The organism is Sulfitobacter sp. L-8 (assembly GCF_056859255.1).
Window position 1 is genome coordinate 633,365 of sequence record NZ_JBSXOD010000056.1, and the last position, 26,377, is coordinate 659,741.

Genomic DNA, 26,377 nt, shown 5'->3' on the forward strand with positions numbered 1-26,377 from the left:
AGGGCATGGAAGCTTTGACATGGACAGGCGCGCTGACTTGGCTGAACCCGATCCTGGGACTGTCCGCTGCGATCATGGTGGCGGCATATACCGCGCAGATCGTGGTGTCGGTCATGCCCCGTGCCGGCCTTCGGTCGGCGGGGGGGGACGTGGCGAGCGTGGACCGAGGCCCAGGGGGTGTGTTCGCCAAAACCGGGAGCTACGCTTTTTGGGCAAGTATCGTGCTGATTTTGATCTACGTGCTGGCAGGTATCTTCGTCGGACCGACGGCAGGCATCGTGGGGGCGATTTCGCGTCAGCTCTTGCCGGTGTGGCTGGCCCTGGTCGTGACGTTTGCGGTCTCGGTGGTTTTCAAGCGCAAGCTGGGTCTTTACGGTAAACTCTTTGACAGCACCGTCGGAATGATCGGCTTTGCCCTGGTCATGTTCTGGGTATTCACGGGAATATTCGGAGGCGTCTTTGATCTTCTGGTGACCCACGACAGCCTAAGCCAGGTGTCGGGGATGAAAAACAAGCTGCCCGGCACGCCCTTGGCACGGGCCGACGCGACCGACTATCCCTGGTTCCTGCTTGGGGGGGATAACCTGGCGCGCGACGTGTTCAGCAGGTTGATCAAGGGATCGTGGGTCGTAATCCAGATCGCGCCGATGGCGACGATTTTTGCCTTTATGGTTGGCATCACGCTTGGCCTGCCGGCGGGATATTACGGCGGAAAGCTCGATGTGTTCCTGAGCTTTCTGGCCAACCTCATCCTGGCGTTTCCGGTGATACTGATCTTTTATCTCCTCGTCACGCCCGAGATCGTGCTGACAGGGTTGCCAAGTTATATGGCCATCGTGCTGTTCATCTTCCCGTTGGTGTTTGTCGCGGTTCTTTTGAATTCGCGCTATTACACCCAGCCGTCCGTCCGCACGCCGGTATTGATTGCGGTGCTGGGATTGTTCGGGTGGCTCTATCTGTCGATGATATCGAACGACGGGGCCCTGGTGAAAACCAGTACTTACGATATCCCCGGTCTGCCCGCATTTCTTGATCTTTTTGACATCGGCCCTGGCCTTCTGGTGGTTTTTGTCGCTGTGGTTTTTGTCAATGCACCCACGGTGTTTCGTATCGTTCGCGGGCTGGCGCTGGACATCAAAACCCGCGACTACGTTGCCGCCGCGCAGACCCGAGGCGAAGGACCTTGGTATATCATGCTATGGGAGATCCTGCCCAATGCGCGGGGACCGCTGATCGTCGATTTCTGCCTGCGCATTGGCTACACGACCATATTATTGGGAACGTTGGGTTTTTTCGGGTTGGGACTGGAATCCGAAAGCCCTGATTGGGGAACGACGATCAACGCGGGGCGGCGGTTGCTGTCGCTGTACCCCCATGCCGCAATCGTGCCGGCCCTGGCATTGTTGAGCCTGGTTCTGGGGCTCAACCTATTGGCCGATGGATTGCGAGAAGAGAGTTTACGGGATTGAGTGAGGCGTTGATCCCGGGGGCCAGCCCCCGGACCCCCGGAGTTTACGGGCAAAATGAAAACAGTCGGTGTGGTTCATTGATGGTGAGGAGCGGTGAAGATGACAAAGCGTACGTATGACGGACCCATTCTCGAGATCGACAATCTGTCGATTTCGTTCTTCACGCGGCTGCGGGAAATTCCGGCGGTGATGGATTTTTCAGTTTCGGTAAAGCCGGGTGAAGCCGTGGGGCTGGTTGGGGAATCGGGGTGCGGCAAGTCGACGGTCGCGCTTGGGGTCATGCAGGATCTGGGTGCCAACGGCCGCGTCGTTGGCGGGTCGATTAAATTCAAGGGTCGCGATTTAAGCGAGATGAGCGCTGAGGAACTGCGTGACATTCGCGGCAGCCAAATCGCGATGATCTATCAGGAACCGATGGCCTCGTTGAACCCGGCGATGCGTATTGGCAAGCAACTGATGGAAGTGCCGATGATTCACGCGGGCATTTCCGAAAAACAGGCCTATGCACGCGCTCTTCAACTTGTGACGGATGTGAAGCTGCCTGATCCTGAACGCATCCTGAAAGCCTATCCGCATCAGCTTTCAGGCGGACAACAGCAGCGCATCGTGATCGCGATGGCTTTGATGTCGGAACCATCCCTGTTGATACTGGATGAACCCACAACCGCGTTGGATGTGACTGTCGAGGCCGCAATTGTCGAACTGGTCAAGGATCTGGGTCGGAAATACGGCACATCAATGCTGTTCATCAGCCATAATCTGGGGTTGGTTCTGGAGACCTGTGACCGGATTTGCGTGATGTATTCGGGAGAGGCCGTGGAGCGCGGGTCGATTGAAGATGTGTTCGACGAAATGCAGCATCCTTATACCCAAGCGCTTTTCCGGTCGATCCCGCTGCCCGGTGCCGATAAGAACGCGCGCCCGCTTATCGCCATTCCCGGCAATTTCCCGTTACCACACGAGCGTCCGCCTGGGTGTAATTTCGGACCACGCTGCGATTATTTTCAGGCCGGCCGCTGCGATCAGGGCCCGATCATGATGCAGGATGTGCCCGGAAATGAGCGCCACGCAACGCGTTGCCTGAGATTTCAGGAAATTGACTGGGCCGCCCCGCCCCAGATGGCGGAGCTGAAGGAAAAGGGCGAGATCGGCAGAGTTGTCTTGAAGATGGACAAGCTGAAGAAATACTATCAGGTCGCCGCAAATTCGATGTTCGGTGGCGTCGCGGCAAAGGTTGTCAAAGCCAACGAAGAACTGAGCTTTGAGGCCCATGAATCTGAAACACTGGCGATTGTTGGCGAATCCGGATGCGGGAAATCCACTTTTGCCAAGGTGCTGATGGGTCTTGAAACCGCGACCGAAGGCCGGATCATGCTGGATGGGCAGGATATCGGGAACATCCCCATCGAAGATCGCAGCACCCAGAATGTCGCTGATATCCAAATGGTTTTCCAAAACCCTTTCGACACGTTGAATCCGTCAATGACTGTGGGCAGGCAGATCATCCGCGCGCTCGAGATATTCAGGGTCGGCGACAACAGCAAGGACCGGCATCGGCGGATGCTTGAACTGCTCGACCTTGTCAAACTACCACGCGAATTTGCAAATCGCATGCCCCGCCAGTTGTCAGGTGGCCAAAAGCAGCGGGTCGGCATTGCGCGGGCCTTTGCAGGAGATGCCCGTATCGTTGTAGCGGATGAACCGGTTTCGGCCCTGGATGTTTCGGTTCAGGCAGCGGTGACCGACCTGCTGATGGAAATCCAACGGGAGCAAAAGACCACCCTGCTTTTCATCAGTCACGATCTTAGCATCGTGCGGTATCTGAGTGACCGGGTGATGGTCATGTATCTGGGCCATGTGGTCGAACTGGGCACAACCGATCAGGTGTTTTCGCCACCCTATCACCCTTATACCGAGGCGCTGTTATCGGCGGTACCGATTGCGGATACCCGCGTCAAGAAAAAGCACATTGTACTGGAAGGCGACGTACCATCGGCGATGAACCCGCCGCCCGGATGCCCGTTTCAAACGCGGTGCCGGTGGAAATCGCAAGTGCCGGGCGATAAATGCGAAACCGTGCTGCCTGCCTTGCGACGCCTCGCAAGCGACCACGAGATTAAATGTCACCTTACCGATGCACAACTGGCCGAAATGGAGCCGGTCATAGAGCTGGACCTCGCTGCGCAATAATAAATTTGTGTAGGGTCGCCGGGGGCGCGTCCCGGCTGGCGCTAACGATTGGGGGCCGGCGTTCGACCGTTCACAAACCAAAGGTGCAGCAACGAGGACAGCTACAGACCGGCGATGACCTTTACGTAATTGCGGGTCTCGGCGTAAGGCGGAATTCCGCCATACTTTATAACGGCCCCGGGGCCAGCATTATACGCGGCAAGCGCAAGCCCCCAATTACCAAACGCGCGGTACTGGGATTTGAGATAGCGCGCGCCCCCGTCAAGATTTTCGTAAGGGTCGGTCGCATCGACCTTAAGGCGCGCGGCCGTTGCCGGCATGAGCTGCGCCAGCCCCACAGCGCCTTTGTGGGATTTGGCCGACGGGTTCCACCCGCTCTCTTGTTGGACAAGGCGCAGAAATAATCCTTCGGGAATACCGTGTCGCTGTGCGGCTTCGCGCGCCATGCCGTGATAAATACCCTTGTACCGGCCGCTATATTTCGGCGTATCCCATTTGGTCGGGGTCACGACCCGCTGTGGCTGCAATTTAACCGAGGCTGCATATTGCTTTGCAGCGCGTGTATCGAGAAGTTTCTTCTGGGATTCGAACAGCTTTGACCTGTCCTTGTTCGAAAACACCTCGGCGGTCAGCGGTGCTGGGGCGAATGCCATGCAACACAGCGCCGTCACGATCAATTTGTTCATAAGGTCCCTGCCCCCTATGGCATAATTCCTGCGGGACCATATCAAACTGACACGTCATCGCCATCATTTATTTACAGACCTGAAAAACCACCCGGATAATGTCACCCTTCCCCTATTTTTCGCACATCCGCGTAGGTATAAGTTCAATCAAACCAGCGACCGCGCGGGATTCGTGCGGCGTCAATTTTTCAGTAGACAGGGGGCATTATGGCCGGCTCAGTAAATAAAGTGATCCTAATCGGGAATCTGGGGCGTGATCCCGAAGTGCGTTCCTTTCAGAATGGCGGCAAGGTGTGCAACCTGCGCATAGCGACGTCTGAAACCTGGAAAGACCGCAATACCGGGGAGCGCCGCGAGAAAACCGAATGGCATTCTGTTGCGATCTTCCAAGAGGGGCTTGTGCGTATTGCCGAACAGTACCTCAAGAAAGGTTCCAAAGTTTACATCGAAGGCCAATTGCAGACACGTAAATGGCAGGACCAGTCCGGTGCCGACCGTTATAGCACCGAAGTCGTGTTGCAGGGTTTTGGCGGGACCTTGACCATGCTGGACGGTCGCGACGGTGGCGGCTCTGGTGGTGGATATGACAGCGGTCCATCGGATCCAGGCGGCTACGGGGGTGGCTATGATTCTGGCCCGTCGGGTGGCAATCAAGGCGGCGGCGGCGGATCCTCGCGCGATCTGGACGACGAGATCCCGTTCTAATTTTCCATCAACTCTAACCGATCAAAGGCGGGCAAATGCCCGCCTTTTTCTGTAATCCGATACATCAGGTTCAGCTTTTAAGTGCTTCTTCCAGAATCGTAATTACCGCTTCCTTTGGAACATCGCCTGTTACAAATGCGTCGCCGATGCCACGCGCGAGTATGAACCGAAGCTCGCCACCGACCACCTTTTTGTCTTGGCCCATCAAGGCCAGCAATGTTTGTGCATCAGGCAGGTCGCCGTCGATCTCGCGCAAGTCGGTTTTCATGCCCATTTGCTTGAGGTGCTGGCGGACACGGCTGGGGTCTTCTTGCGGGCAAAGTCCCAAACGAGCGGATAGTTCAAAGGCAAGTGCACAGCCGATTGCCACGCCTTCGCCATGCATCAATCGATCGGAATACCCTGTTGCGGCTTCCAACGCGTGGCCAAATGTATGGCCAAGATTCAACAGCGCCCGTTCGCCTTGCTCAGTTTCATCGCGCATGACGATGTCGGCTTTCATTTGTACGGACCGCCGGACGGCTTCGATACGTGCGGCCATGTCACCTGACGCCAATGCCGGGCCCTGGGTCTCCAGCCATTCGAAAAATCCCGCATCACCCAACAGCCCGTATTTTACCACCTCTCCGTAGCCGGCCAGAAAATCACGCACCGTCAAAGTGCCCAGAACTGCCGTATCAGCCAGAACCAACGACGGTTGGTGGAATGCGCCGACCAGATTTTTGCCCTGGCTTGCGTTGATGCCGGTTTTGCCGCCGACCGAACTGTCGACCTGCGCCAAAAGCGATGTCGGCACCTGAATGAACCGGACACCGCGTCGCAAAATAGCAGCCGCGAACCCGACGAGATCGCCGATCACGCCACCGCCTAAAGCTATAACCACATCATTTCGTTCGACTTTTTGGTCGAGCAACCAATCGACACAGCGTATCAGCTGTGACCAGCTTTTCGTCGCTTCGCCGGGCGGTAAGCTAAGCGCCTGCATGGTGATGCCGGCGGTCGCCAGACCAAGTCGCAAAGACTCGAGATGCAGTGCTGCTACAGTATCGTCGCTGATGACAACAACTCTTGGGCGGCGCAAAAACGGTGCTACATGCTCGCCTGCCTGGGCCAACAGCCCCGGACCGATCAGAATGTCATATTCGCGTCCCGGCAGTGCTACATGTACGGTTTCAAGCATCATTTCTCTCTAAAACATCCGGGCGATTCAGCAGTGTCTCGATCACCTTTGTAGCCATACTGTCGATGGACAAATGCGGGCAACATCTGGTTGTGAGGTCGGCTTTCTGGTATATCGGCACTCGACTTTCATAAAGCTCGGCCAAAGTTTTGCGAGGGTTGGGTGTGCGCAACAGCGGCCTGGAAGATTTATGCCGCACACGGTTCCACAAAAGGTCGATATCTGCGTCCAACCACAAGGAAACCCCCATATTCGAGATATTTTCCCGATTGACAGGTGCCAGAAATGCCCCGCCTCCCGTCGACAAAACACCCGGTTTTTCAACAAGAAGTCGTGCGATCACTTCGCTTTCGCGTTTACGGAAAAACGCTTCGCCGTCGCGTTCGAAAATTTCCGGCACGCTAAGGTTGGCGGCTGTTTCGATTTCATGATCGCTGTCCAGGAAATTGACGTTAAGCTTGGCTGCAAGCGCGCGTCCCACAGCTGTTTTGCCCGCACCCATCATCCCCACCATTACCACCGTCTTTTTAAGATGGTATGATGCTGCGTTACGGGCCATATCGGCTGGGGTTTGCTCAAATCCGCTCATTTTTAACTGAATGACGTGATATTAGGGAAAAGGCCATATATAGAAGAGCAAAATTTGCGAAAGAAAGCAGGCAGAATTTATGGGCAAGCTGATCAAGTTTCTGATTTACCTCATGATCCTAGGGTTTATTGGACTTGCTATTTACGCGTATGTCGGTCCATTTTTCGGGGCTGAATTCGCGCCGCCTCAGGTGGAAATCCGCGAACCCGTAACGTTGGAAGGCCAATAATGCAGGCAATCAGGCGTCTTTGCGTGATTTTTTTGATCACGCTGCCTGAGATACTTGTTGCCCAGGCCACGCAGCCGCCCGCTGACGGCGGGCCGTTGTCAGTCATCGACTGGTTGGGGGAGAGGCCGAAACCTCCCTCAAAACGTTCGCGCCCGCCGCTTAAACCGGCTGAGGCCCCGGTCGCTAAATCCGCTCTGCCTCCGCCGGTGTCGGTCAATGAACTTGCGCAAGGGTCCCCCCGCGCCATCGGATTGGTACCCGCCAAGGTAACCGGATTACCCCAGAATATATGGTCAGGCAGCAGTGCCGCGCAGATTGCCCATCAGCTTGACCGCCTTCCCGAATTGCATCTTCCTGCCGCGCATACGTTGTTGTTTACGTTGCTGTTGGCCGAAGCAACCGCCCCTGAGGGTGATGCAAAGCAAGGCGATGCATTGGCCCTGGCACGGGTTCGAAAGCTCATGGATGCAGGTGCGCTTGACCCGGCGCTGTCACTGATTGAACAGGCCGGCGTTGCCACGTCGCAAGACCACTTCAAATTGTGGATGGATATCAGCCTTTTGCTGGGTACCGAAGACCGCGCGTGCGAACTGCTTCAGGACAAACCTTACCTGTCTTCCGATTACGGCGTGCGCATTTTATGTGCGGTCCGGTCCGGCGATTGGGAAAACGCCGCGCTGACACTGGGCGCAATCCAGGCGTTGCAGTTGTTGCCGCCCGATGATCTGGCCTTGCTGGACCGGTTCTTGAATCCCGACATCTACGATGGGGCCGCGCCTTTGCACACGCCGCGGTCGATCAGCCCGCTGTCTTTCCGCCTGTTCGAAGCGATCGGGGAAGCGAAATCAACACGCAATCTGCCCCCTGCATTCGCGGTATCGGATCTTCGTGACATCGCAGGCTGGAAGGCCCAACTGGATGCCGCCGAAAGACTGACCCGCATTGGGGCCCTGCCCGACAACCGTTTCCTGGGGATTTTCACCAGCCGTGAACCGGCTGCATCAGGTGGCGTGTGGGATCGGGTCGAAGCATTGCAGCGTTTTGATACCGCTCTATATTCCGGAAGCGCGGAGGCCGTGGCCAAGACCCTGACCGAAGCGTGGCAAGCCATGACCGAGGCCGAGGTCGAGATAAGCTTTGCGGCACTTTATGCTGAACGGTTGCGCAGCGTCTCGCTGGAAGGACAAAGCAAAATGCTTCGCGATCATATCGTTTTGCTTTCTCCGTTGTATGAAACCGTCCAGAATGCACACAACGCAAGCGTTGAAATGGCGTTTTTGACATCAATCGCACGGGGTGAGCCGCCTCAGGCGATACCTGATATGCGGCCCGCCGCCGCTATCGCCAGCGCTTTCACTGACCCGAGCCCCCGAAGCGATTGGATCGACGAAGCCAGAAACGGGCAACTCGGTAGCGCCATCCTGCATACCATCGGCCTTCTGGAAGATGGCGCGCGCGGGGATACCTTTGCTCTGCGTGATGCCTTGTCAACATTACGCGCCCTGGGGCTGGAAGATACCGCACGGCGTGCCAGCCTTCAGATTTTACTGCTGGAGCGTGAATGATGCAGAGCGCGACGTTTCACTGGATTTCGGCGTTTCTGGAAGCCCAGGCTGCCGAACTCGGGGCTGCGACCAATACGTTGTTGGCCTATGGTCGCGATCTGAAAGATTTCGACGCTTATCTTGCGGCAAAGGCACTCGATTTCAACTTGGCTGCACGCAACGACGTGGAAGCGTACCTCGTCTGGTGTGATGCGCAAGGACTGGCCAAATCCACCCTTGCACGACGGCTTTCAGCGATTAAGCAGCTGTACCGGTTTGCCTTTGAAGAAGGATTGCGAAGCGATAACCCCGCGATTCAGATTACCGGACCGGGGAAAAGCAAACGCCTGCCGAAAGTGCTTTCAGAGCAAGAAGTGGACCGTTTGCTGGAAGCCGCCCGCAGCTCAGGGCGAAACCAACAGGAAAAGCTGCGCAACATCTGCCTGATGGAATTGCTGTACGCGACCGGGATGCGCGTCAGCGAACTGGTCAGCCTGCCGGTCAGTGCCACCCGTGGTGATCCTCGTCTATTGTTGATCATGGGCAAAGGCGGCAAGGAGCGACTGGTACCGTTATCGGCACCTTCGCGTGCCGCGTTATCATCCTGGCTGGGGATGCGCGATGAGATTGATGCAGCATCTCAGGCGCAAAAAATACCGGCATCTCGGTTCCTGTTCCCCTCAAGAGGCGCGTCGGGGCACCTGACCCGGCACCGATTTTACCTGATGATCAAGGAATTCGCCGTGGCGGGTGGTGTCGACCCGTCCAAGGTCACACCTCATACGCTGCGCCATGCGTTCGCGACCCATTTGCTTGCCCATGGTGCCGACTTGCGGGCCATTCAAACCATGCTTGGCCACGCTGACGTCGCCACCACCGAGATATATACCCATGTCCTGGAGGCGCGATTGTCAGAACTGGTTCTGGAAAATCATCCGCTTGCGAAAACTGCCCTTCGTAAATCGCAAGGCAGCACATCTTCTGACGGCCAATAGCCGGTTTCCAAAGCGTGGTGATACCCTTGCGTCAGACCCGCCTCGGTCATTGCTGAAACCGCCGATTTCACATCATACGACAGCCGATGCAGCGTCAGTTCCCTGCCATCGAGCACCATATACCGCGTTTCCACGCAACCATCATGCGGCGGCATTCCGATTACTCCGGCATTGATCCATCGCCCCCGCGATGTTTCCCTGACAAATGGCAAGCCGCTGTGACCGGCGACGATACCGTCAACGGGTCCAATCGCGGCCTCGATTGCCTGCCATTCTTCATCAAACACCTGCTCCTTGGAGGTGGGCCAAATAAATCGCGCGATGTCGTTGTATCCGCCGTGCACGACCGCGTATCTCGACCCGGCGTGGCGGAAGCTCAGGATATCGGGTAACGCCGCCATCCATTCGCGTTGGTTGTCGGAAACATGACGATGCGCATATCCAAACCAACCGGCTGACAAGATATCGCAGGCTGTGCCCTGATCAAAGCCGCACCCGCAATTCATTGCACCCGCAGCGAGCTGTTTTTCACAATTTCCCGCGATCATGGCAATTTTCGCATCGCGCATACGTTCGGTTGTCGCCGATGGATTGCCACAATATGCCACGATGTCACCGGTGCAGATCATCCGAGAGCTATCTATCCCCAGCTTTGAAGCTTGAGTTAACAAGCCATCCATGGCTTGCAGGTTCGAATAAGGTCCGCCGAATAGCAACACCGGCCCATCCAAATTGCCCATATCTTGATGTTTCACCATGGTCATCCCTTGAATGAAACTGCGCACGCGCCCATAACCTAGAAAGCAAATGCAAAAGGTATATTCTCAGATGGACACGGCCCCCGCAATGCTTGACGGCGCATTTTGGTTCAGCATCGGCATAATATTGTTTCTATTGGTGCTGTCGGGATTCTTCTCCGGATCGGAAACTGCATTGACAGCAGCGTCACGTGGCAAGCTGCGCGGTCAGGCGGACAAAGGGTCACGTGGTGCAGAACGGGCCCTGAAGATCACCGAAGACAACGAACGGCTGATCGGCTCTGTGCTATTGGGCAACAACCTTGTGAATATACTTGCGGCATCAATGGCGACCGCCTTGTTTACGCGGCTGTTTGGCGAATCCGGGGTGGCGCTTGCCACGTTGATCATGACCTTTCTGGTTCTTATCTTTGCGGAGGTGCTTCCAAAAACCTATGCAATCACCAATGCCGAAACCGCTGCGGCTGCGGTGTCGCGGCCAATCGCGATCGTCGTCCTGATCTTCAGCCCCATCGTGACCGCGGTTCGGTTTCTGGTTCGCGGGATCCTGCGACTGTTCGGTGTGACCATTGACCCCGACAGTAACATTCTTGCGGTTAGAGAAGAAATCGCGGGTGCCTTGCAGCTGGGCCGATCCGAAGGCGTTGTCGAAAAGGAAGACCGCGATCGTATACTTGGTGCGCTTGATCTGCGTGAACGTATGGTCGAGGAAATCATGCTGCATCGCTCTGGCATTGAAATGATCGATGCTGCCGTCGAACCGGCCGAGATATTGGAGCAGATCCTCCAATCCAACCACACACGACTGCCGATTTATCGCGACGATCCTGAAAATATCATCGGGGTTATCCACGCCAAGGATTTGTTGCGTGCGATGTACAAGCGTATCAATGATGCAGAGGACGCCAGCAGCCCGTTCAAGGATTTCAAAATTGCCGACGTTGCGATGAAACCTTATTTTGTCCCGGAAACATCGACGCTGGACGAACAGATGCGCCAGTTTCTGCGCCGGCGCACCCATTTCGCGCTGGTGGTAGACGAATATGGGACGCTTCAGGGGCTGATCACCCTGGAGGATATTCTCGAAGAGATCGTCGGGGAAATTACTGATGAATTTGACCCGGACGCCGATCATGGTGTCAAAAAGTCCGATGATGGTCAGTTTTTCGTTGATGGGGCCATGACGATCCGCGACCTCAATCGGACGACTGAATGGGACTTGCCGGATGACGAAGCAAACACTGTCGCCGGGTTGGTCATACACGAGGCCCAGATGATACCCACCCCCGGTCAGGTTTTTTCATTCCACGGCTTCCGCTTTGAAGTCATCGCCAAAGATGGCAACCGTATCACACAGCTTAAAATCCGGCCTTTGTGAGGTATAGTGTTCACCGAGGGATGATCGGGTAAATGCCGCGTCGGGCCGCACTCTGGTCAGGCATTGGTAATCGTACGATCAGATTTCTCTGACTTGAGATCATCAAGAGCCTTCTTGACCACATCGCATACCGCATCATCGGCACTGGCCAGCATCTGATCCTGATCGGCCGTGTATTCAGTATGCATGAGCGCGCGCTGCAAGTGCAGTTCTGCTGCGGCACGTGCGGCTTTGCGTAACCCTTCGTCGGGGTGTCGCATCAACCCGGAAAGCGTTTTTTGCAACCGTTGCTGCACTTCGACAACGGTGCTGCCATCACGGGCAAGCGCGCCGAAAGCGTCTTCGATCAGATCAGCCGGGTCCAGGGGCCGTACGTAAATATTATCAAGCACTTCATTTTCACGGTCGCGGGCAACTTCGTCTTCGTAATCCGACAATATCCGCCCCATCCGGGTGATCACGTCAATCGCTGTACCGGGGTCGTTGACACCTGGTGACAGCGCTTTTGAAGCGACCTCGCCCATTACGATCAATCCGAAACGCGGGTCTTGATCATACGTGCGCAGATCACCCATGCGTATGCTGCTTTCGATCCCGTCACGCAGGCTCTTTTCGGTGTGATGTTCATCCAGCGGGTTGCCTACATGGTCGATCTTCAACAGAGGTTCGTTGTCGAAAATGAAGCTTCCGATGTTGCGTATCATATAGATCTTCACACCGTGGTTCATTGCAACGGTGTTCAGCGCTTCGGGATAGATATGCTGGATATATCCCCCTTCCTTCACGCAGAATACCTCTGCGCTATCTGGAATTTCATCGACAAGCGGGTTCGCCCCAAGGCAAGGGTTTGTAAGGCGCTCTTTAAAGGTTTCCCGGGCTTGCTTTTCGATCTGGCGTGACGTGTCAATCAGGCTTCCGAACGTCTGAAGGTGCAGCACCCAACGGATCAGGTAAAAAACGATGATGGCTAAAACCAGGACCGTCATGACAAACAAAACAAACGCGCGTTTGTCGTCGAAAACCTCAAGTTCGCGCAAAATTATAGCGATCAACGCGTAAACATATGCACCGATGAACACCGCCAAGGTGTTTTGGGTCGTCAAGTCCTGAACGATCAACCTGTGCACGCGCGGTGTCCACTGGGTCGACGTGCTGCGGTACACTGTTACCATCACGCTGAGTGAAAAGGTCGTCACTGCAAGCATTGCGTTGGCGATAATCGACAACAGGCGGTCTGCTGCGCTTCCCGTCAGATAGGTCGCAAGCGAATCCGGTATCCACCTTTCTATCAAAGTGCTGAGCCCGAGTGATAAAACCGCAAGGCATCCGATAATCAGGACCCTGATCCAAAGCTTTTTGCTGTATTCCTTGGTCTTCCGCAGAATGGTCGACGGAAGAAGAAAATCAAAATTCATGCGTGGTTTTCCATCGGGAGCATTCAGGCCTTCCAGCTTCGGTGATCATGGGTGTGGGATCATGGGTGTCGGTGTTTAGCGTTCCTCTTTGACAACGCGCAAGCAAGCGAAATCGTTCACCGCGTAATGGGTTAAAATCGACAATTGATGTCGGAAAGTAACATGCCTCGGGCTTTTCACCTTGCAACGATCAAGGTTCACCGACCTGACAAAAGGACCGCGCCATGAAAACCACCACACGTGCTGTCATTATCGGGGGCGGCGTTGTCGGCGCTTCGGTCCTGTACCATCTCACAAAACTGGGCTGGAAGGACGTCATGCTGGTCGAAAGGTCCGAACTGACCTCGGGCAGTACCTGGCACGCTGCGGGGGGATTCCACACCTTGAACGGCGACACCAACATGGCGGCGCTTCAAGGGTACACGATCCGGCTGTACAAAGAGCTGGAAGAGATAACCGGCATGTCATGCGGGCTGCATCACGTGGGCGGTGTCACATTGGCGGACAGTCGTGAACGTTTTGACATGTTGCTGGCCGAACGGGCCAAGCATCGGTTCATGGGGCTGGATACCGAAATCGTCAGCCCCGAGGAGATCGCCCAGATCGCACCTATCACAAATCTCGAGGGTATCATCGGCGGGCTATATGACCCATTGGACGGGCACCTGGACCCCTCGGGGACGACGCACGCATATGCAAAGGCCGCCCGTATGGGTGGGGCGACGATCGAAACGCATTGCATGGTTCTCGAGACCAACCAGCGTACCGACGGTACATGGGACGTGGTGACGGACAAGGGTACGATACACGCCGAACACGTCGTCAACGCAGGTGGGCTGTGGGCACGTGAGGTAGGTGCGATGGCAGGGATTTATTTCCCGCTTCACCCGATGGAACACCAATATATTGTCACCGATGATATACCTGAAATTTATGAGCGTGACACCGAACATGCGCATGTGATGGATCCCGCCGGAGAAAGCTATCTGCGCCAAGAAGGGCGCGGCCTGTGCATTGGCTTTTACGAGCAGCGCGCGCGACCCTGGGCGGTGCACGGAACCCCTTGGGGATTTGGTCATGAACTGTTACCAAATGACTTTAACAAAATAGAGGAAAGCGTTGATTTTGCTTACAGACGGTTCCCCGTACTTGCGACTGCCGGGGTGAAATCTGTTATTCATGGGCCGTTTACCTTTGCACCGGACGGCAACCCTTTGGTCGGGCCGGTTCCGGGTGTGCGCAACTACTGGTCGGCGTGTGGGGTTATGGCCGGCTTTTCCCAGGGCGGTGGCGTGGGACTTACACTTGCACAATGGATGGTCGACGGAACCCCGGAACGTGATGTCATGGCGATGGACGTTGCGCGTTTCGGAGATTGGATAAGCCCGGGCTACACATTGCCGAAAGTCATCGAAAACTACCAAAAACGTTTTTCAGTGTCCTACCCCAACGAAGAGCTTCCCGCCGCACGACCGCTGCGCACCACGCCGATGTATGATATATTTAGCCAGATGGGCGCGGTCTGGGGCCAGCAATACGGGCTCGAGGTCGCCAACTATTTCGCTCAAGGTGATGAACCGACATACGAGACGCCGACCTTTCGCCGCTCAAACGCGTTTGACGCGGTGGCGCGCGAAGTTGCCGGGGTCAGAGGTGGCGTTGGTATCAACGAAGTGCAAAATTTCGGTAAATATCTGGTCACGGGCGAACAGGCGCGTTCCTGGCTGGACCGGATAATGGCTGGCCGCATCCCGCCTGTGGGGCGACTGGCCCTGACGCCAATGCTATCGGAAACCGGCAAGCTTATCGGCGATTTCACCATTTCTTGTCTGGATGATCAGACATTCCAGTTAACGGCTTCGTATGGCGCTCAGGCTTTTCACATGCGCTGGTTCGCGCAACATGCTTTAAATACGGTTCGGATTGATAACATATCGGATACGCGCACAGGTTTTCAGGTTGCCGGCCCGCTGGCCAAAGAAGTGTTGAAAGCCTGCACATTGCACGACGTCGACAGCTTGCGGTTTCTGGACGTGCGCCAAATGACCGTCGGAATGGTGAACTGCATCGTCCAGCGCGTCAGTTATACCGGCGATCTGGGCTATGAGATTTACTGCGATAGCCTGGATCAACGACACCTTTGGCACACGTTGTGGGCGGCGGGGAAAAAGCACGATATGGCACCGTTCGGCATGCGGGCGATGATGTCACTGCGTCTGGACAAATTCTTCGGCAGTTGGATGTCCGAATACTCTCCGGACTACACCGCGGCCGAAACCGGGTTGGAAAGGTTTATCGACTTTAAGAAAGACGCCGATTTTATTGGCCGCGCCGCCGCCGAAGCCGAACGGGACAAGGGCCCTGGCCGGAAACTATGTGCGTTTGAGGTCGATAGTATCGACGCGGATGTGCACGGCTACGAACCGATCTGGCACGATGGAAACGTCGTCGGATTTTGCACCTCCGGAGGGTATTCGCATTTTGCTGGGAAATCCGTTGCTTTGGGTTTCGTTCCAACAGCGAGAGACCGCAAGGGGCTGCGGGTCGAGATAGAGATTTTGGGCAAGATGTGCCCTGCCAGATTGATCAAGGAGCCATTGTTTGACGCCGATGGGGCCCGGATGCGAGGACGCTCTTAAACATCGCAAGATCTGGGGGTACGTTAGTCAAATGAAATCGAACATACCCATTATTCTTCTGGCGGCGGGCCAATCCTCTCGAATGCGGGGGCGCGACAAGCTGCTGGAGCGTGTCGACAACCAACCTTTGTTGCGTCGTCAGGCGTGCTTGGCCCTGGCGGTGACGGGCGGCCCGGTGTTCATTACCCTGCCCCCTGCGCCGCATCCGCGCTACGATGTTTTGGCGGGGTTGACCACACCAACCTTGGTACCGGTTCCCGATGCCGCCGAGGGTATCAACGCATCCCTCAAGCGTGGGTTCGCGATGCTGCCACACACTTGCAAAGCAGTTATGGTGCTGTTGTCCGACCTGCCGGAGCTAAACGAAAGCGACCTTAAAAAGGTTCTCCAAGCCGTTGATCTGGAAAGCGGAAATACCATCTGGCGCGGTGCCACATCGGCGGGAAAACCGGGCCATCCCACCGTTTTTGCAGCATGCCATTTCGCACGGTTCGCAGCCTTGTCGGGCGATGTCGGAGGGCGCGACATAGTCGCAGCCGCCGCGGATTCCACCGTCCTGGTTCCGTTACCCGACAACCACGCCCTTCTGGATCTTGACACCCCCGAAGAATGGGAAGCATGGCGCAGGACCAACACCTGACGACCCCTATGCGACCAAGCCCGTTTCACCCGCATTCGTCACGATTCCGGTGCGTCAGCCCGCTTGCTTCCTGGCCGCATGCGCAACGCAAAAAGACGGGATAGTCACCTACCCCGCCCTTCCTTGGTTTAAACCGCCACTTTGTACGCGACCCATAGAACCGGGCCAACTGCGGTCGTTTGTGAATGCAATGTTACCGTGTCAGCAACTTTGCTTCGTGCTTTTTCAGCGTCCGGCGGGCGGCCATATAGCCATCCACGCCTTCGCGGGTCGCGAGTTCCGGGAAGATCTCCAGGATTTCGTTGCGCTGTGCATTCCCGACCCCGGCCAAGCTCATGTCACCAGGTTGGAAGCTTTCCGTCCAGGTGCCATCAGACAGGACAACCTCGTGCTGATCAAACATCACATGGATATAGGTCGTACCCGAAACCTCTACGATATCAACGCCTTCCAGGCCGGTCAGATGCTTGGCAGCGACAAGGACCTCGCGCTCTTCAAAGTACAGAGCGGTCTTGTCATTGGCAACCAGAACCCGGTGGTTGGGGCTGACCATCATATCGCGTTCGGGCAGGTTCTTACCCAAGGCACCCTGACGGATCAGAACCGGCCGCAGGTGTTCACTGCGGGCGAATTCGTCGCCGGACATTGCACGGGACCCTATCCAGCGAATTTCCTGAATACCGTTGTCGCGGGTAATGACACGATCACCAACCTCAAGATCTTCGACCTTACGCTCGCCCTTCGGGGTCGCGATCAAGGTTCCCGGCGTGAAGCAAGGGATGATTTTCTCGATGTTGGTAAAGTCCAGACGCCCAGTTTCGGTACCTGATGCATCCGTGAACACGATGGTACCATCGATACCGTCGTTGGGGCTGTCGCCATCAATCGTGTCACCCGGATCGTTATCGGGTCTCACGTTATCAAGGTAATAACCCCCGCCGTTCAAAGACCCGGTCAGGTCGATCACATCATAATCGCTGGCGTCGGTACCCGAACCACCGTCGATCGTATCGCCACCGTTGACATCACGGAACGTGTCCTGCCCGTCGTCGCCGCGCATACTGTCGTTGCCGGCACCGCCGAGGATGGTGTCGTTGTTGCCGCCGCCAGAAATGATATCGTCACCGTCGCCGCCGACAATACTGTCGTCGCCGAAGCCACCCATCAGGCTGTCATCGCCCGCATCGCCTTTCAGCGTGTCGTTATCTTCGCCACCGTCGATGGTATCGTTACCGGCACCGCCGACCAGCAGATCGTCGCCACGGACACCGCTGATGGAGTCGTCACCATCCCCACCGTCTACGGTGTCGTTGTCCCCCGCAGCAAAGATCGTGTCGTTCCCGGCACCACCCATAATGCTGTCTTCGCCGAAGCCCCCGGCGATAGAGTCGTCGCCATCACCGCCGTCGATGGTGTCATTGCCTTGGCCACCGTCGATTGTGTCGTTGCCGGCACCGCCCTTGACGCTGTCATTATCATTGCCAGCTAAGATAGAGTCGTTTCCATCACCGCCATCAATAACGTCATCGCCCTGTGCGCCAATAATTATGTCATCGCCCTGGCCGCCGAAAATAGAGTCGTTGCCCTGGCCACCATCGAGGCTGTCATTGTCAACACCGCCATAAATGGCGTCGTTGCCGGAACCGCCAAAGATCGTGTCGTCGTCATCTTCACCATAAAGGACATCGTCGCCCGCGCCGCCGTCGATCAGATCTTTGCCGTTGTTGGGCTGAACGTCGGTGGCATCGGGTTCCTCGGATGCATAGCCAGGAACAAATTCGGCACCGAAACCGCCATAGATGGTATCGTTTCCGTCATTGCCCTTGAGAGTATCCGACCCATGGCTGCCGACTATGTAGTCATTGCCATCGCCACCTTCTACATAGTCGTCGTCTATTCCGGCGTTGATGTAGTCATTTCCAGTCCCGCCATAAACGGTATCGGCGTCGTCGCCGGTACGGATCGTGTCATTGCCGGCCCCCCCGTCAACGAAATCACGTCCATCGTCCTGGTTGGGATCGCCGGTGCGGTAATATGGGTTTGCTTCGTAACGTCCCGTCAGCGGGTTGAAATATGTTGGTTGGTCGTCGGGATAATCCGAGAACGTATCGACACCTGCCACGATTAAATCATCGCCGTCGCCGCCGCTGATACTGTCCGCGCCCTGGATATCGGTAATGGTATCGTTTCCATCACCGCCCTGAATGGTGTCATTGTCGATACCGCCTTCGATGACATCGTCACCAATGCCCCCGTCGATCAAATCCGCATCGTCGCCACCATCGATGGTGTCATTGCCGGCCCCGCCAAAGATCGTGTCTTTGTCGTTGTTTGGATCGGTGTCTTGATCGAAGGGACGGTTGATTAATGGTACGTCGGCATCCGGCACGCCCTTGGAACCCGGGTTATTGCCATAGATCACATCATCGCCGTCACCGCCCCCAAGGACATCGCGACCGTCGCCGCCGGTGATGCTGTCGTCACCACCGCCGCCGGAGATGCTGTCGTCACCACCGCCGCCGGAGATGGTATCGTCACCGCCTTGGCCATCCACTGTGTCGTCGCCACCGTTGGCCTGAACACTGTCGTTACCCCCACCGGTGCTTACGTTTTCGCCACCTTCAGAGCCGGTGACTGTATCGTCACCGCCACCCAGACGTGCCGCTTCGATTTCCTCGAATGATGTTGTGTTGGTTCCATCAGACAAGGTGCCCTTTTCAGGCGCTGTGAAATTCAGCGTCAAATCGTCATTGATAGTCGAGCTGTCCAGAGAATCGCCGTTTGTTTCGCCGGTTTCACCGCCCACAATGACGTCATTATCGATCTTGTCGGTAAGCGCGAACGTGTCGTCGCCGGACCCGCCATAGACGGTATCATCACCAAGGCCGCTATCGATGGTGTCATCGCCGCCGTTGCCAAAGATCGTGTCGTTGATACCGTCGGTACCGTCAATCTGATCGCCTTGCAGATCGGTGTAACCCGGCCCCATGTTTTCGCCAGAGTCCAGCCCGTCAACGGGGCCAGGCGCAGGGGTGCCCAGGATTTTTTCGATTTCGGCAAATTCAAAACGACCGGTCTCGGTGATACCATCGGTATCGTACAGCACCACAGTGCCGTTGAAACCGTTGCCGTTGCTGTCCGCGACCTTGTCGATGATCCGGAAATTTCCGACGCCGGTAAGGTCCAGCGTGTCGTCGTCGGTGTTCAGCGCATCGTCTGCGTTGTATCCACCGGCCCCACCGTCGATATAGTCGCCATCGGTACCGCCGACGATCGTATCTTGATCATCACCGCCCATGATGCTGTCGGCACCCGCGCCGCCGTCCAGGCTGTCGCGCCCTGTGCCGCCATCGAGCGTGTCGCTGTCCGCGCCGCCCAGAAGGGTATCGTTACCGGCACCGCCGTTGATGACGTCGTCACCTTCGTCGCCCATCAGCAGGTCGTTCCCGGCACCGGCCCCGATCGCACCACCGTCAACCGGCGCGTCGAAGTATACATCGGTAATATTGATGCCCGCATGATTGCCCGGGGATAGGGCTTGCACCTTGATATGGGTGATTTCCAGATAATCCACCGGACCGGCGATATTCACCAAAGCCGAATAATCAGGTGTGGTGTCCGGACCGTCTCCGCCTTTGCTGATCAGCGTTTCGTTGCCGCCGACACCATCGTTGTTCTGGGCTGTGATGCCCGAACCTGTCGAAACATCTATCGGCGTCCGCGACCCGTCAGGCCCGACAGCAACAACCACCACCTTGGACGCGTTGTCGATATCGTTGATCCTGAAACTGACATTGGTCACGTCCTTGGAGAAATCGAGCTTGTATGTCGCGCGTTCTCCGTCCTCGTCCGCAAGAGATGCGAGCGAGCTATAGGCGTTGACCGGATCGGAATCCGCGGTGATCGAGTGGACTTTTTGCTTGTCGGTCGAGAACGTTGTTTCCGGTGTTTTGGTGACATCCTTGACAGAGAAGGTTACATCGACATTTCCGGTGTTCTGGACAAACCCGCCAGCCAGATTGTCGTTGTTGTCAACCGACGTGCTGTCATGGGGATCCGGAGCTTTATCCCATTCAAAGCTTTCGCGTTCAGTTCCGCCAGTGACTGGCCCGGACGCGTCGGCGTTTGTGTCGCCATAGATCGTGTCATTGCCGGTGCCGCCTGAAATTGTATCGTCGCCGGCGTTGCCTTCAAGCGAGTCGTTCCCCGATCCGCCATCGATGCTGTCGTCACCACCTTCGCCAAAGATGGTATCGTTACCGCTACCGCCTGCCAAAACGTCATCGCCACCCTCAAGCATGACACCGCGTGGAGCGTCAAAATACATATCGGTAATGTTTATACCGGAGTTGGACCCACCGTCTTGCGAATGTTCAACGATGATCTTGCTGACAGGACCGGCAATGCTGACATTAAGCGTGTAGGCCTCGGAATTCGCTTCCTCGCTGCCCCCGTTGCTATCGGCTGTATCATTCCCTGCGACGCCGTCGGTATCCTTCAGAACGATCTGCGAACCTCCGGTCAGATCGACCTTGATAGGCTGACCATTGGCGTCGAACGCGGTGATCTTGACGATAGCATCGTGATCCACGTCATTGATATTGAAAGAAACATCGGAAACCGGTGCAGAGAAATCCCAGCTAAACGCACCTTTGTCATTCGTACCGGTGTTGAGCGAATACAAAGAGCTGTCGGAATCCACGGTCTCACCGCCGGAATCGATGCCCTTGGTGTTCAGATCGCGTGAACTCAACCGAGATTGGTGACCACCCGCATCGACGATGCGATCGTAGGTGACAGTCACGCTACCCGTATCCTGGGTGAAGCCGTTATCAATCTGGGAATCGCTGGCGCCTTCCCAATTAAAGCTTTCACGCACCGATGCATGCTGGCCAGCACCATCGCCAAAGATAAGGTCGTCGCCTTCACCGCCGTTTATTGTGTCATCGCCGTTTGGCCCGGAATCTTCCAGGCTCACGGTTGCAGGGTTGTCAAAATACACATCGGAAACATGCACGCCAGAGGTGCCCGAGGTCGACGTGTGAATGACTTCGATCCGCGACACCGGCCCGTCGATCCCGACAGTTACAGAATAATCTGATCCATCGGGGTGTTGGTCGCCGCCCTTGCTTGTGGCCGTGTCATTACCGAATTTACCGTCTGAATCGCTGAGCTGAACGTACTTTGCACCTTGCAGATCAACGTCGATCATCTGACCGCTGCTGTTGTAGGCAAAAACCTGAACCTGGCCTGTGTTGTCAATGTCATTGATATTGAACGATACTTTCGAAACCGCGCTGTCGAATTGCAGCTCGAACGAAGTTTCACCCTTCGAATTCGCCAGCGATCTCAGCGAACTATCGTCGTTTACGGTTTCTCCACCAGAATCAATCCGTGAGGTGTTGATATCGTCGTCGGAATACTCTTGCTTTGCATGGCTGTCAGAGACCGAGTTCACTTTGAATGTGACGTTAACCGAGCCGGTATTTTGGGTAAACCCGCCTTGCAAGTTGTCGCCATCGTCGATCTCAGAGCCCGGCTTGTCAGGGTCCGGCGCTTTGGACCATTCAAAGCTTTCGCGCTCTGCCTTGCCCGACCCGGCCACCGCACCGTCGCCGATCAGGACATCATTGCCACTTTGGCCATCAATCGAATCGTTGCCGGATCCACCGACGACGGTGTCGTTCCCCAGCCCCGCCAGCACCGTGTCATTGCCACCGCGTGCAAGAATGATGTCATCATTAGATCCGACATTTCCCATGGTGGCGTCATTTCCATCCACCACATCACCCTGAGGATCGCCCCGATACGCTGGATCGATACGATTTGCAGTATTATCGCCATCCACGACGCCATTCTTACCCGACGCTGCGCCAGAAGTTTTTCCGTACTGCCACATCTTATTAATGTAAAATGTCATATCAATCGTCTCCAAAGTAGGTTCAGGCGCGTCAGGACAAAGCTGTCCGCCTCAAATGAATGCGCCCCGGATCGGGCAAAGCTGTGTTGTTCAATTTTCACAATGTGGCACCCTCGCTGTGAGGGTCTGATTTGAAATAGTTTCGTATTACGGCAAGCACGGTCACGTTCAGTCCAAGAGTCTTGAACCACGACCGCAGGCGTCCCCGAGGGTCAGGTTCTCTATGGCGAGTACAGAGGGTTTGTGCCCGCAGTTTGGTAAAAAGGTGACGTTGGCGCGGAGAAATATGGGCAGCACCATGCAAAGCAGCATTCGTCGTCGAGACGAAGGGCGTCATGGGCCCTTTGGTTAAATCGCGTGACCGATCCATGTATTTCTCCTCTTACGCCAACATGGCAGGACTCTGAAGGCCGCTAACCAATCACCCCGCTATCATCCGTTCATCACATGGCGACGCACGCTCAGACTTAACCGTTCTGAAGGAAAGATAGACCGCAAGCGATCCTGCCACGACGAGAGGTCTCGCCGATGAAAGTGTTCGACAGCGCCTACAAGCCTTGCGAACACATCTTACCCGTACCAAACAGTACGCGTTGAACGCGATCGCCCCCGTAACCTACAGAATTGCCCCCCAGTTGGACCCTTTTTTAATACCCAGAGCGTGGCACTCCAGAAAGAAAAAAATTTTAAAAGAACAAAGATGATCAACGGCACATTTCGCTTTTGACGGTTAATTTCCCGCCTAACGCGCATGTTAGCGGGGGTAATTGTTTCCGTAATTGTCTAGTTTCGGCACGCAACGCGCCGCTATACTATTAAAAACTGGTTAAAAAATACATTTATTTCGTAGACCCGCAGGCACTGTTTCCACTGATGCAACAAACCGAAAAACTCAAGCTGCTCTGAAACGCACCGACCCATGCTGCGCGCGTTTTTTCTGCCAACTGGAACCAATAGCCTAAAATTTCAGCCATTTTTTCAAGATTTAAGGTTATTCGCCTCATTCTCGCCGAATCAAAGTGACGGGCATTTGGACAAAATGCGACGAGAATGGGGAAGCCCCCATGCTCAGGGCACCATACACCAAAACGGCGTTATGAACACCTGTGACAGTATTTGCCACACATTGGAAAGATATCGAGTCCCGTGAATCTGAGGCATTGAGCGCCCTTGACCGACACAAGATCGACGGTTCAGGGTCTGAACATGTCTATGGTGGCTAGGTGGGGGGCGATCAAGGCGGGGCGTATTCCAGGGGTGGGAAATACAATTCCTTGTATCATCCCACCACCTGACAATGCGATTGGTACCCAAGGCCGGACTCGAACCGGCACGCCTCGCGGCGGGGGATTTTGAATCCCCTGCGTCTACCATTCCGCCACTTGGGCATGCGGGTCTGTTACCGCGCCAAAGCAGGCTGAGCAAGAGCATTTTTTCGCTTTAGCTTGACCCCGGGCGTTTGCCGTGGTGTTCCGGTGTCAAAGATAGTTCGTGGCGGAGCAAGGCACATGATCAAACGGCTGTACGACTGGGTTTTCGGTTTGGCTTCGCACCCTCATGCCCTATGGGTCCTTGCCTTCATCGCCTTCATAGAAAGCTCGGTTTTTCCAATTCCACCTGATGTGCTGATGATCCCGATGATCTTGGCGCGGCCCAATCGCGCTTGGCTTATCGCAGGTATTGCTCTCGTCGCCTCTGTTCTGGGCGGCATTCTGGGCTATGCGATCGGTGCATTGGCGTTCGAGGCCATCGGCCAACCGATTCTGGCGGCCTTGGGCAAAGCCGATGCAATGGCCGAGTTTTCCACACGCTTCAACGACATGGGATTCTGGGCGGTTCTGGGCGCCGGGGTTACGCCCTTTCCGTTCAAGGTCATCACGATCATGTCGGGGTGGACCGGCATGCCGTTGTTCACGTTTGTCGCGACGTCGATCCTGGCGCGTGCCTTGCGGTTCTTTATCGTCGCGGGCTTGCTTTGGAAATTCGGTGCTCCGATACGGAATTTTATTGAACGACAACTGCCGCTCGTCTTTACCGTTTGCGTGATTCTTCTATTCGGCGGTTTCTTTATGGTGAGGTATCTTTGATGTCCCGAAATACTTATGTGTTACTTGCAACCCTGGGGTCGGCGGCCTTGCTTTTGGGGGCGTTTGCGTTTCAGCATCTGGGTGGTTTGGCCCCGTGCAAGCTTTGCCTGTGGCAAAGATGGCCGCATGCAGCGGCGATCATCATTGGTATAATCGTGCTGTTTGGGGCACCCAGGGCATTGATCTGGTTTGGAGCCCTGGCGGTGACTGCTACCGGCGCGATCGGCGTCTATCACGCGGGGGTGGAGTGGAAGTTCTGGCCTGGCCCTACGTCTTGCACCGGTGGAGGACTGGACCTTGGCGCGCTCAGCGGCAGCGATCTTTTGTCGATGGACGCCCCTTCGGGTTTGGTCATGTGCGACGAGATCGTCTGGCAGATGTTCGGGCTGTCGATGGCGGGATGGAACGCCGTCATCAGCGTTGTCTTACTTGGCCTGTGGGTCGCGGCTGCGCGTGCAAGACGCTAGGCTCACCGGCCCTAAGCCGTAGTATGGACGGTTTTTCGTGTCTTCAACAGCAAGCTGGTTTCGCTGGCAACCACGCCTTCCAGCTTGCGAATGCGCGCCAAAACCTCGTCGAATTCTTCCAGGGTGCGGGTGCCTATTTCGACAATGACATCCCACCGACCATTGGTGGAATGAACAGCGCGTAGCTGCGCGAACCCGGCCAGGGTGCGGGTGATGCGCTCTGTGCCGCGCCCTTCAATTTCGATCATCATCAGACCGCGAACCGGGTCCGCCGCGACATCCGCGCGGGTGACGACGGTAAAACCGACGATGTCGCCGTCATCGCGCAATCGCGCCAGCCGGTTGCGCACGGTTGCACGCGACACCCCTAACGTGGCTGCAAGATCAGACAATGACGCTCTGGCATCTTCGCGCAACGCCACGATCAATGCCTCGTCCAAACTGTGCATAGGTGCTATCCAAAATGGGCAGTAATTTATCGTTTTGATCGATTTAACTGATTGTCGCTGACCATACCAGTCAGATATCACAAGTAAACAGCAACCAAATGAGGTGCCGAATGGTCCAACAGAACTGCATATTATTGGGCGCCCCGCTGGACAGCGGCAAACGTCGTCTTGGCTGCCTTATGGGCCCCGATGCTTACCGCACCGCCGGTCTGGTACGCGCCTTGACCGATCTGGGGCACACGGTAACCGATCGGGGCAACGTCGCCCCTGCCCCTTATACACCCGGCGAGCATCCAAAGCTGCATGCGCTTGAGGAAACCGTTGCCTGGACCCAGAGCCTTGCCGCCGCCGCCGAGGCCGCATTGAAGGACGGCACGCCGATATTCATGGGCGGCGATCATGCTTTGGCATCGGGTACTGTATTGGGGGCCATGCGACACGCGCAGACACTTGGGCGTCCATTGTTTGTCCTGTGGCTGGATGCGCATAGCGACTTTCACACCCCCGAAAGTACCGATAGCGGCAATCTGCACGGTACGCCCCTGGGCTATGTCACCGGCCGCGAAGGCTTTGGTGCCTTTCCGGAACTGCCTTACGCGCTGGCGCATGACAATATCGCCATAATCGGCTTGCGGTCCGTTGACGCTGCCGAACGAGCCGCGTTGCAAGAGACCACAATCCAGAGGGTCGACATGCGCGAGATCGACGAAACCGGCATTGCCACGCCATTGAACAGCTTTCTCGAGAAAGTCGCGGCGGTAAACGGGATGCTGCATGTCTCGCTCGATGTGGATTTTCTTGATCCGTCCGTTGCGCCTGCCGTGGGTACGACCGTACCCGGCGGTGCCACCGTCCGCGAAGGTCATCTGGTCATGGAGATGCTGCACGACAGCGGATTGATGACATCGCTTGATCTGGTCGAACTGAACCCGTTCCTGGACGAACGCGGTCGTACGGCGCAGTTGATGGTTGACCTGGCCGCTTCCGCATTTGGCCGCCGCGTCTTCGACCGGCCCACCCGCGCATATTCCTCTTAA

19 protein-coding genes and 1 tRNA gene are annotated in these 26,377 nt (G+C 56.0%); 12 read left to right on the top strand and 8 right to left on the bottom strand.

Going from position 1 to position 26,377, the window contains the following annotated elements:
* The first annotated feature begins 5 nt into the window (after positions 1 to 5).
* Both AC13DE_RS19785 and AC13DE_RS19790 read left to right on the top strand, forming a co-directional pair.
* A complete protein-coding gene (locus AC13DE_RS19785) occupies positions 6 to 1,469 on the top strand; it encodes an ABC transporter permease (protein WP_483048784.1) in 1,464 nt (487 codons plus the stop codon).
* Positions 1,470 to 1,568: 99 nt separating this feature from the next.
* Positions 1,569 to 3,659: a dipeptide ABC transporter ATP-binding protein gene (locus tag AC13DE_RS19790; RefSeq protein WP_446298328.1), complete on the top strand. Its 2,091-nt coding sequence runs from the start codon at positions 1,569 to 1,571 to the stop codon at positions 3,657 to 3,659.
* Between the two features lie 101 nt (positions 3,660 to 3,760).
* Here AC13DE_RS19790 and AC13DE_RS19795 read toward each other — a convergent pair whose 3' ends face one another.
* Complete coding sequence (locus tag AC13DE_RS19795) at positions 3,761 to 4,345, bottom strand: lytic transglycosylase domain-containing protein (protein ID WP_446298327.1); 585 nt, start codon at positions 4,343 to 4,345, stop codon at positions 3,761 to 3,763.
* Positions 4,346 to 4,552: 207 nt separating this feature from the next.
* Between AC13DE_RS19795 and AC13DE_RS19800 the strand changes: the two genes are divergently transcribed.
* Positions 4,553 to 5,050: a single-stranded DNA-binding protein gene (locus AC13DE_RS19800; protein WP_446298326.1), complete on the top strand. Its 498-nt coding sequence runs from the start codon at positions 4,553 to 4,555 to the stop codon at positions 5,048 to 5,050.
* 70 nt (positions 5,051 to 5,120) lie between these two features.
* On the opposite strand, the gene aroB is transcribed toward AC13DE_RS19800, so the two are convergent.
* Together aroB and AC13DE_RS19810 are read right to left on the bottom strand one after the other, a co-directional pair.
* Positions 5,121 to 6,230 carry a 3-dehydroquinate synthase gene (gene aroB, locus AC13DE_RS19805; RefSeq protein ID WP_483048859.1) on the bottom strand — a complete coding sequence of 370 codons (1,110 nt, stop codon included), beginning with the start codon at positions 6,228 to 6,230 and terminating at the stop codon, positions 5,121 to 5,123.
* Positions 6,223 to 6,819, bottom strand: a complete 597-nt coding sequence (locus tag AC13DE_RS19810) for a shikimate kinase (protein WP_483048785.1) — start codon at positions 6,817 to 6,819, stop codon at positions 6,223 to 6,225. The genes aroB and AC13DE_RS19810 overlap by 8 nt, the downstream gene beginning before the upstream one ends.
* Positions 6,820 to 6,898: 79 nt before the next feature.
* Here AC13DE_RS19810 and AC13DE_RS19815 point away from each other — a divergent pair, with 79 nt between their 5' ends.
* Genes AC13DE_RS19815 through AC13DE_RS19825 form a run of 3 tightly spaced genes read left to right on the top strand, consistent with a single transcriptional unit; the run spans position 6,899 to position 9,587 of the window.
* The gene (locus AC13DE_RS19815; protein ID WP_446298323.1) at positions 6,899 to 7,048 is read left to right on the top strand and encodes a hypothetical protein; all 150 of its coding nucleotides are present in this window, start codon (positions 6,899 to 6,901) and stop codon (positions 7,046 to 7,048) included.
* Positions 7,049 to 7,071: 23 nt separating this feature from the next.
* On the top strand, positions 7,072 to 8,613 hold the full coding sequence (locus AC13DE_RS19820) for a hypothetical protein (protein WP_483048786.1): 1,542 nt from the start codon (positions 7,072 to 7,074) through the stop codon (positions 8,611 to 8,613).
* Entirely contained in the window at positions 8,613 to 9,587 is a 975-nt protein-coding gene (locus AC13DE_RS19825; RefSeq protein WP_483048860.1) for a site-specific tyrosine recombinase XerD, read from the top strand. The genes AC13DE_RS19820 and AC13DE_RS19825 overlap by 1 nt, the downstream gene beginning before the upstream one ends.
* On the opposite strand, the gene AC13DE_RS19830 is transcribed toward AC13DE_RS19825, so the two are convergent.
* A complete protein-coding gene (locus tag AC13DE_RS19830) occupies positions 9,524 to 10,345 on the bottom strand; it encodes a metallophosphoesterase family protein (protein ID WP_483048787.1) in 822 nt (273 codons plus the stop codon). The genes AC13DE_RS19825 and AC13DE_RS19830 overlap by 64 nt on opposite strands.
* 70 nt (positions 10,346 to 10,415) lie before the next feature.
* Between AC13DE_RS19830 and AC13DE_RS19835 the strand changes: the two genes are divergently transcribed.
* The gene (locus AC13DE_RS19835; protein WP_446298321.1) at positions 10,416 to 11,723 is read left to right on the top strand and encodes an HlyC/CorC family transporter; all 1,308 of its coding nucleotides are present in this window, start codon (positions 10,416 to 10,418) and stop codon (positions 11,721 to 11,723) included.
* Between the two features lie 56 nt (positions 11,724 to 11,779).
* Here the strand turns inward: AC13DE_RS19835 and AC13DE_RS19840 are convergent, their stop codons facing one another.
* Complete coding sequence (locus AC13DE_RS19840) at positions 11,780 to 13,138, bottom strand: DUF2254 domain-containing protein (RefSeq protein ID WP_483048788.1); 1,359 nt, start codon at positions 13,136 to 13,138, stop codon at positions 11,780 to 11,782.
* 224 nt (positions 13,139 to 13,362) lie between these two features.
* Between AC13DE_RS19840 and AC13DE_RS19845 the strand changes: the two genes are divergently transcribed.
* Together AC13DE_RS19845 and AC13DE_RS19850 are read left to right on the top strand one after the other, a co-directional pair.
* The gene (locus AC13DE_RS19845; RefSeq protein ID WP_483048789.1) at positions 13,363 to 15,777 is read left to right on the top strand and encodes a GcvT family protein; all 2,415 of its coding nucleotides are present in this window, start codon (positions 13,363 to 13,365) and stop codon (positions 15,775 to 15,777) included.
* A gap of 31 nt (positions 15,778 to 15,808) precedes the next feature.
* A complete protein-coding gene (locus AC13DE_RS19850; protein ID WP_483048790.1) occupies positions 15,809 to 16,417 on the top strand; it encodes a nucleotidyltransferase family protein in 609 nt (202 codons plus the stop codon).
* Positions 16,418 to 16,610: 193 nt separating this feature from the next.
* Here AC13DE_RS19850 and AC13DE_RS19855 read toward each other — a convergent pair whose 3' ends face one another.
* Together AC13DE_RS19855 and AC13DE_RS19860 are read right to left on the bottom strand one after the other, a co-directional pair.
* Positions 16,611 to 22,337: a Hint domain-containing protein gene (locus tag AC13DE_RS19855; RefSeq protein WP_483048791.1), complete on the bottom strand. Its 5,727-nt coding sequence runs from the start codon at positions 22,335 to 22,337 to the stop codon at positions 16,611 to 16,613.
* A 1,304-nt stretch (positions 22,338 to 23,641) separates the two neighbouring features.
* A tRNA-Leu gene (locus tag AC13DE_RS19860) sits at positions 23,642 to 23,725 on the bottom strand.
* Positions 23,726 to 23,845: 120 nt separating this feature from the next.
* Between AC13DE_RS19860 and AC13DE_RS19865 the strand changes: the two genes are divergently transcribed.
* Both AC13DE_RS19865 and AC13DE_RS19870 read left to right on the top strand, forming a co-directional pair.
* A complete protein-coding gene (locus AC13DE_RS19865) occupies positions 23,846 to 24,424 on the top strand; it encodes a YqaA family protein (RefSeq protein ID WP_446298316.1) in 579 nt (192 codons plus the stop codon).
* Positions 24,424 to 24,891 (top strand): disulfide bond formation protein B, encoded by a 468-nt coding sequence (locus tag AC13DE_RS19870; RefSeq protein WP_446298315.1) that lies wholly within the window; start codon positions 24,424 to 24,426, stop codon positions 24,889 to 24,891. The genes AC13DE_RS19865 and AC13DE_RS19870 overlap by 1 nt, the downstream gene beginning before the upstream one ends.
* 11 nt (positions 24,892 to 24,902) lie before the next feature.
* Here AC13DE_RS19870 and AC13DE_RS19875 read toward each other — a convergent pair whose 3' ends face one another.
* Positions 24,903 to 25,340 carry an Lrp/AsnC family transcriptional regulator gene (locus AC13DE_RS19875; RefSeq protein ID WP_483048792.1) on the bottom strand — a complete coding sequence of 146 codons (438 nt, stop codon included), beginning with the start codon at positions 25,338 to 25,340 and terminating at the stop codon, positions 24,903 to 24,905.
* A gap of 110 nt (positions 25,341 to 25,450) precedes the next feature.
* On the opposite strand from AC13DE_RS19875, the gene rocF reads away from it, so the two are divergent.
* Complete coding sequence (gene rocF, locus AC13DE_RS19880) at positions 25,451 to 26,377, top strand: arginase (protein WP_483048793.1); 927 nt, start codon at positions 25,451 to 25,453, stop codon at positions 26,375 to 26,377.

Excerpts from the sequence above, each read along its gene's own strand:
- AC13DE_RS19840 (WP_483048788.1), bottom strand. The coding sequence starts at position 13,138 with ATGAATTTTGATTTTCTTCTTCCGTCGACCATTCTGCGGAAGACCAAG.
- AC13DE_RS19850 (WP_483048790.1), top strand. The coding sequence starts at position 15,809 with ATGAAATCGAACATACCCATTATTCTTCTGGCGGCGGGCCAATCCTCT.
- AC13DE_RS19795 (WP_446298327.1), bottom strand. The coding sequence starts at position 4,345 with ATGAACAAATTGATCGTGACGGCGCTGTGTTGCATGGCATTCGCCCCA.
- AC13DE_RS19870 (WP_446298315.1), top strand. The coding sequence starts at position 24,424 with ATGTCCCGAAATACTTATGTGTTACTTGCAACCCTGGGGTCGGCGGCC.
- aroB (WP_483048859.1), bottom strand. The coding sequence starts at position 6,230 with ATGCTTGAAACCGTACATGTAGCACTGCCGGGACGCGAATATGACATT.
- AC13DE_RS19815 (WP_446298323.1), top strand. The coding sequence starts at position 6,899 with ATGGGCAAGCTGATCAAGTTTCTGATTTACCTCATGATCCTAGGGTTT.
- AC13DE_RS19785 (WP_483048784.1), top strand. The coding sequence starts at position 6 with ATGGAAGCTTTGACATGGACAGGCGCGCTGACTTGGCTGAACCCGATC.
- rocF (WP_483048793.1), top strand. The coding sequence starts at position 25,451 with ATGGTCCAACAGAACTGCATATTATTGGGCGCCCCGCTGGACAGCGGC.
- AC13DE_RS19835 (WP_446298321.1), top strand. The coding sequence starts at position 10,416 with ATGGACACGGCCCCCGCAATGCTTGACGGCGCATTTTGGTTCAGCATC.
- AC13DE_RS19855 (WP_483048791.1), bottom strand. The coding sequence starts at position 22,337 with ATGACATTTTACATTAATAAGATGTGGCAGTACGGAAAAACTTCTGGC.
- AC13DE_RS19825 (WP_483048860.1), top strand. The coding sequence starts at position 8,613 with ATGCAGAGCGCGACGTTTCACTGGATTTCGGCGTTTCTGGAAGCCCAG.
- AC13DE_RS19875 (WP_483048792.1), bottom strand. The coding sequence starts at position 25,340 with ATGCACAGTTTGGACGAGGCATTGATCGTGGCGTTGCGCGAAGATGCC.
- AC13DE_RS19865 (WP_446298316.1), top strand. The coding sequence starts at position 23,846 with ATGATCAAACGGCTGTACGACTGGGTTTTCGGTTTGGCTTCGCACCCT.
- AC13DE_RS19800 (WP_446298326.1), top strand. The coding sequence starts at position 4,553 with ATGGCCGGCTCAGTAAATAAAGTGATCCTAATCGGGAATCTGGGGCGT.
- AC13DE_RS19845 (WP_483048789.1), top strand. The coding sequence starts at position 13,363 with ATGAAAACCACCACACGTGCTGTCATTATCGGGGGCGGCGTTGTCGGC.
- AC13DE_RS19830 (WP_483048787.1), bottom strand. The coding sequence starts at position 10,345 with ATGGTGAAACATCAAGATATGGGCAATTTGGATGGGCCGGTGTTGCTA.
- AC13DE_RS19810 (WP_483048785.1), bottom strand. The coding sequence starts at position 6,819 with ATGAGCGGATTTGAGCAAACCCCAGCCGATATGGCCCGTAACGCAGCA.
- AC13DE_RS19790 (WP_446298328.1), top strand. The coding sequence starts at position 1,569 with ATGACAAAGCGTACGTATGACGGACCCATTCTCGAGATCGACAATCTG.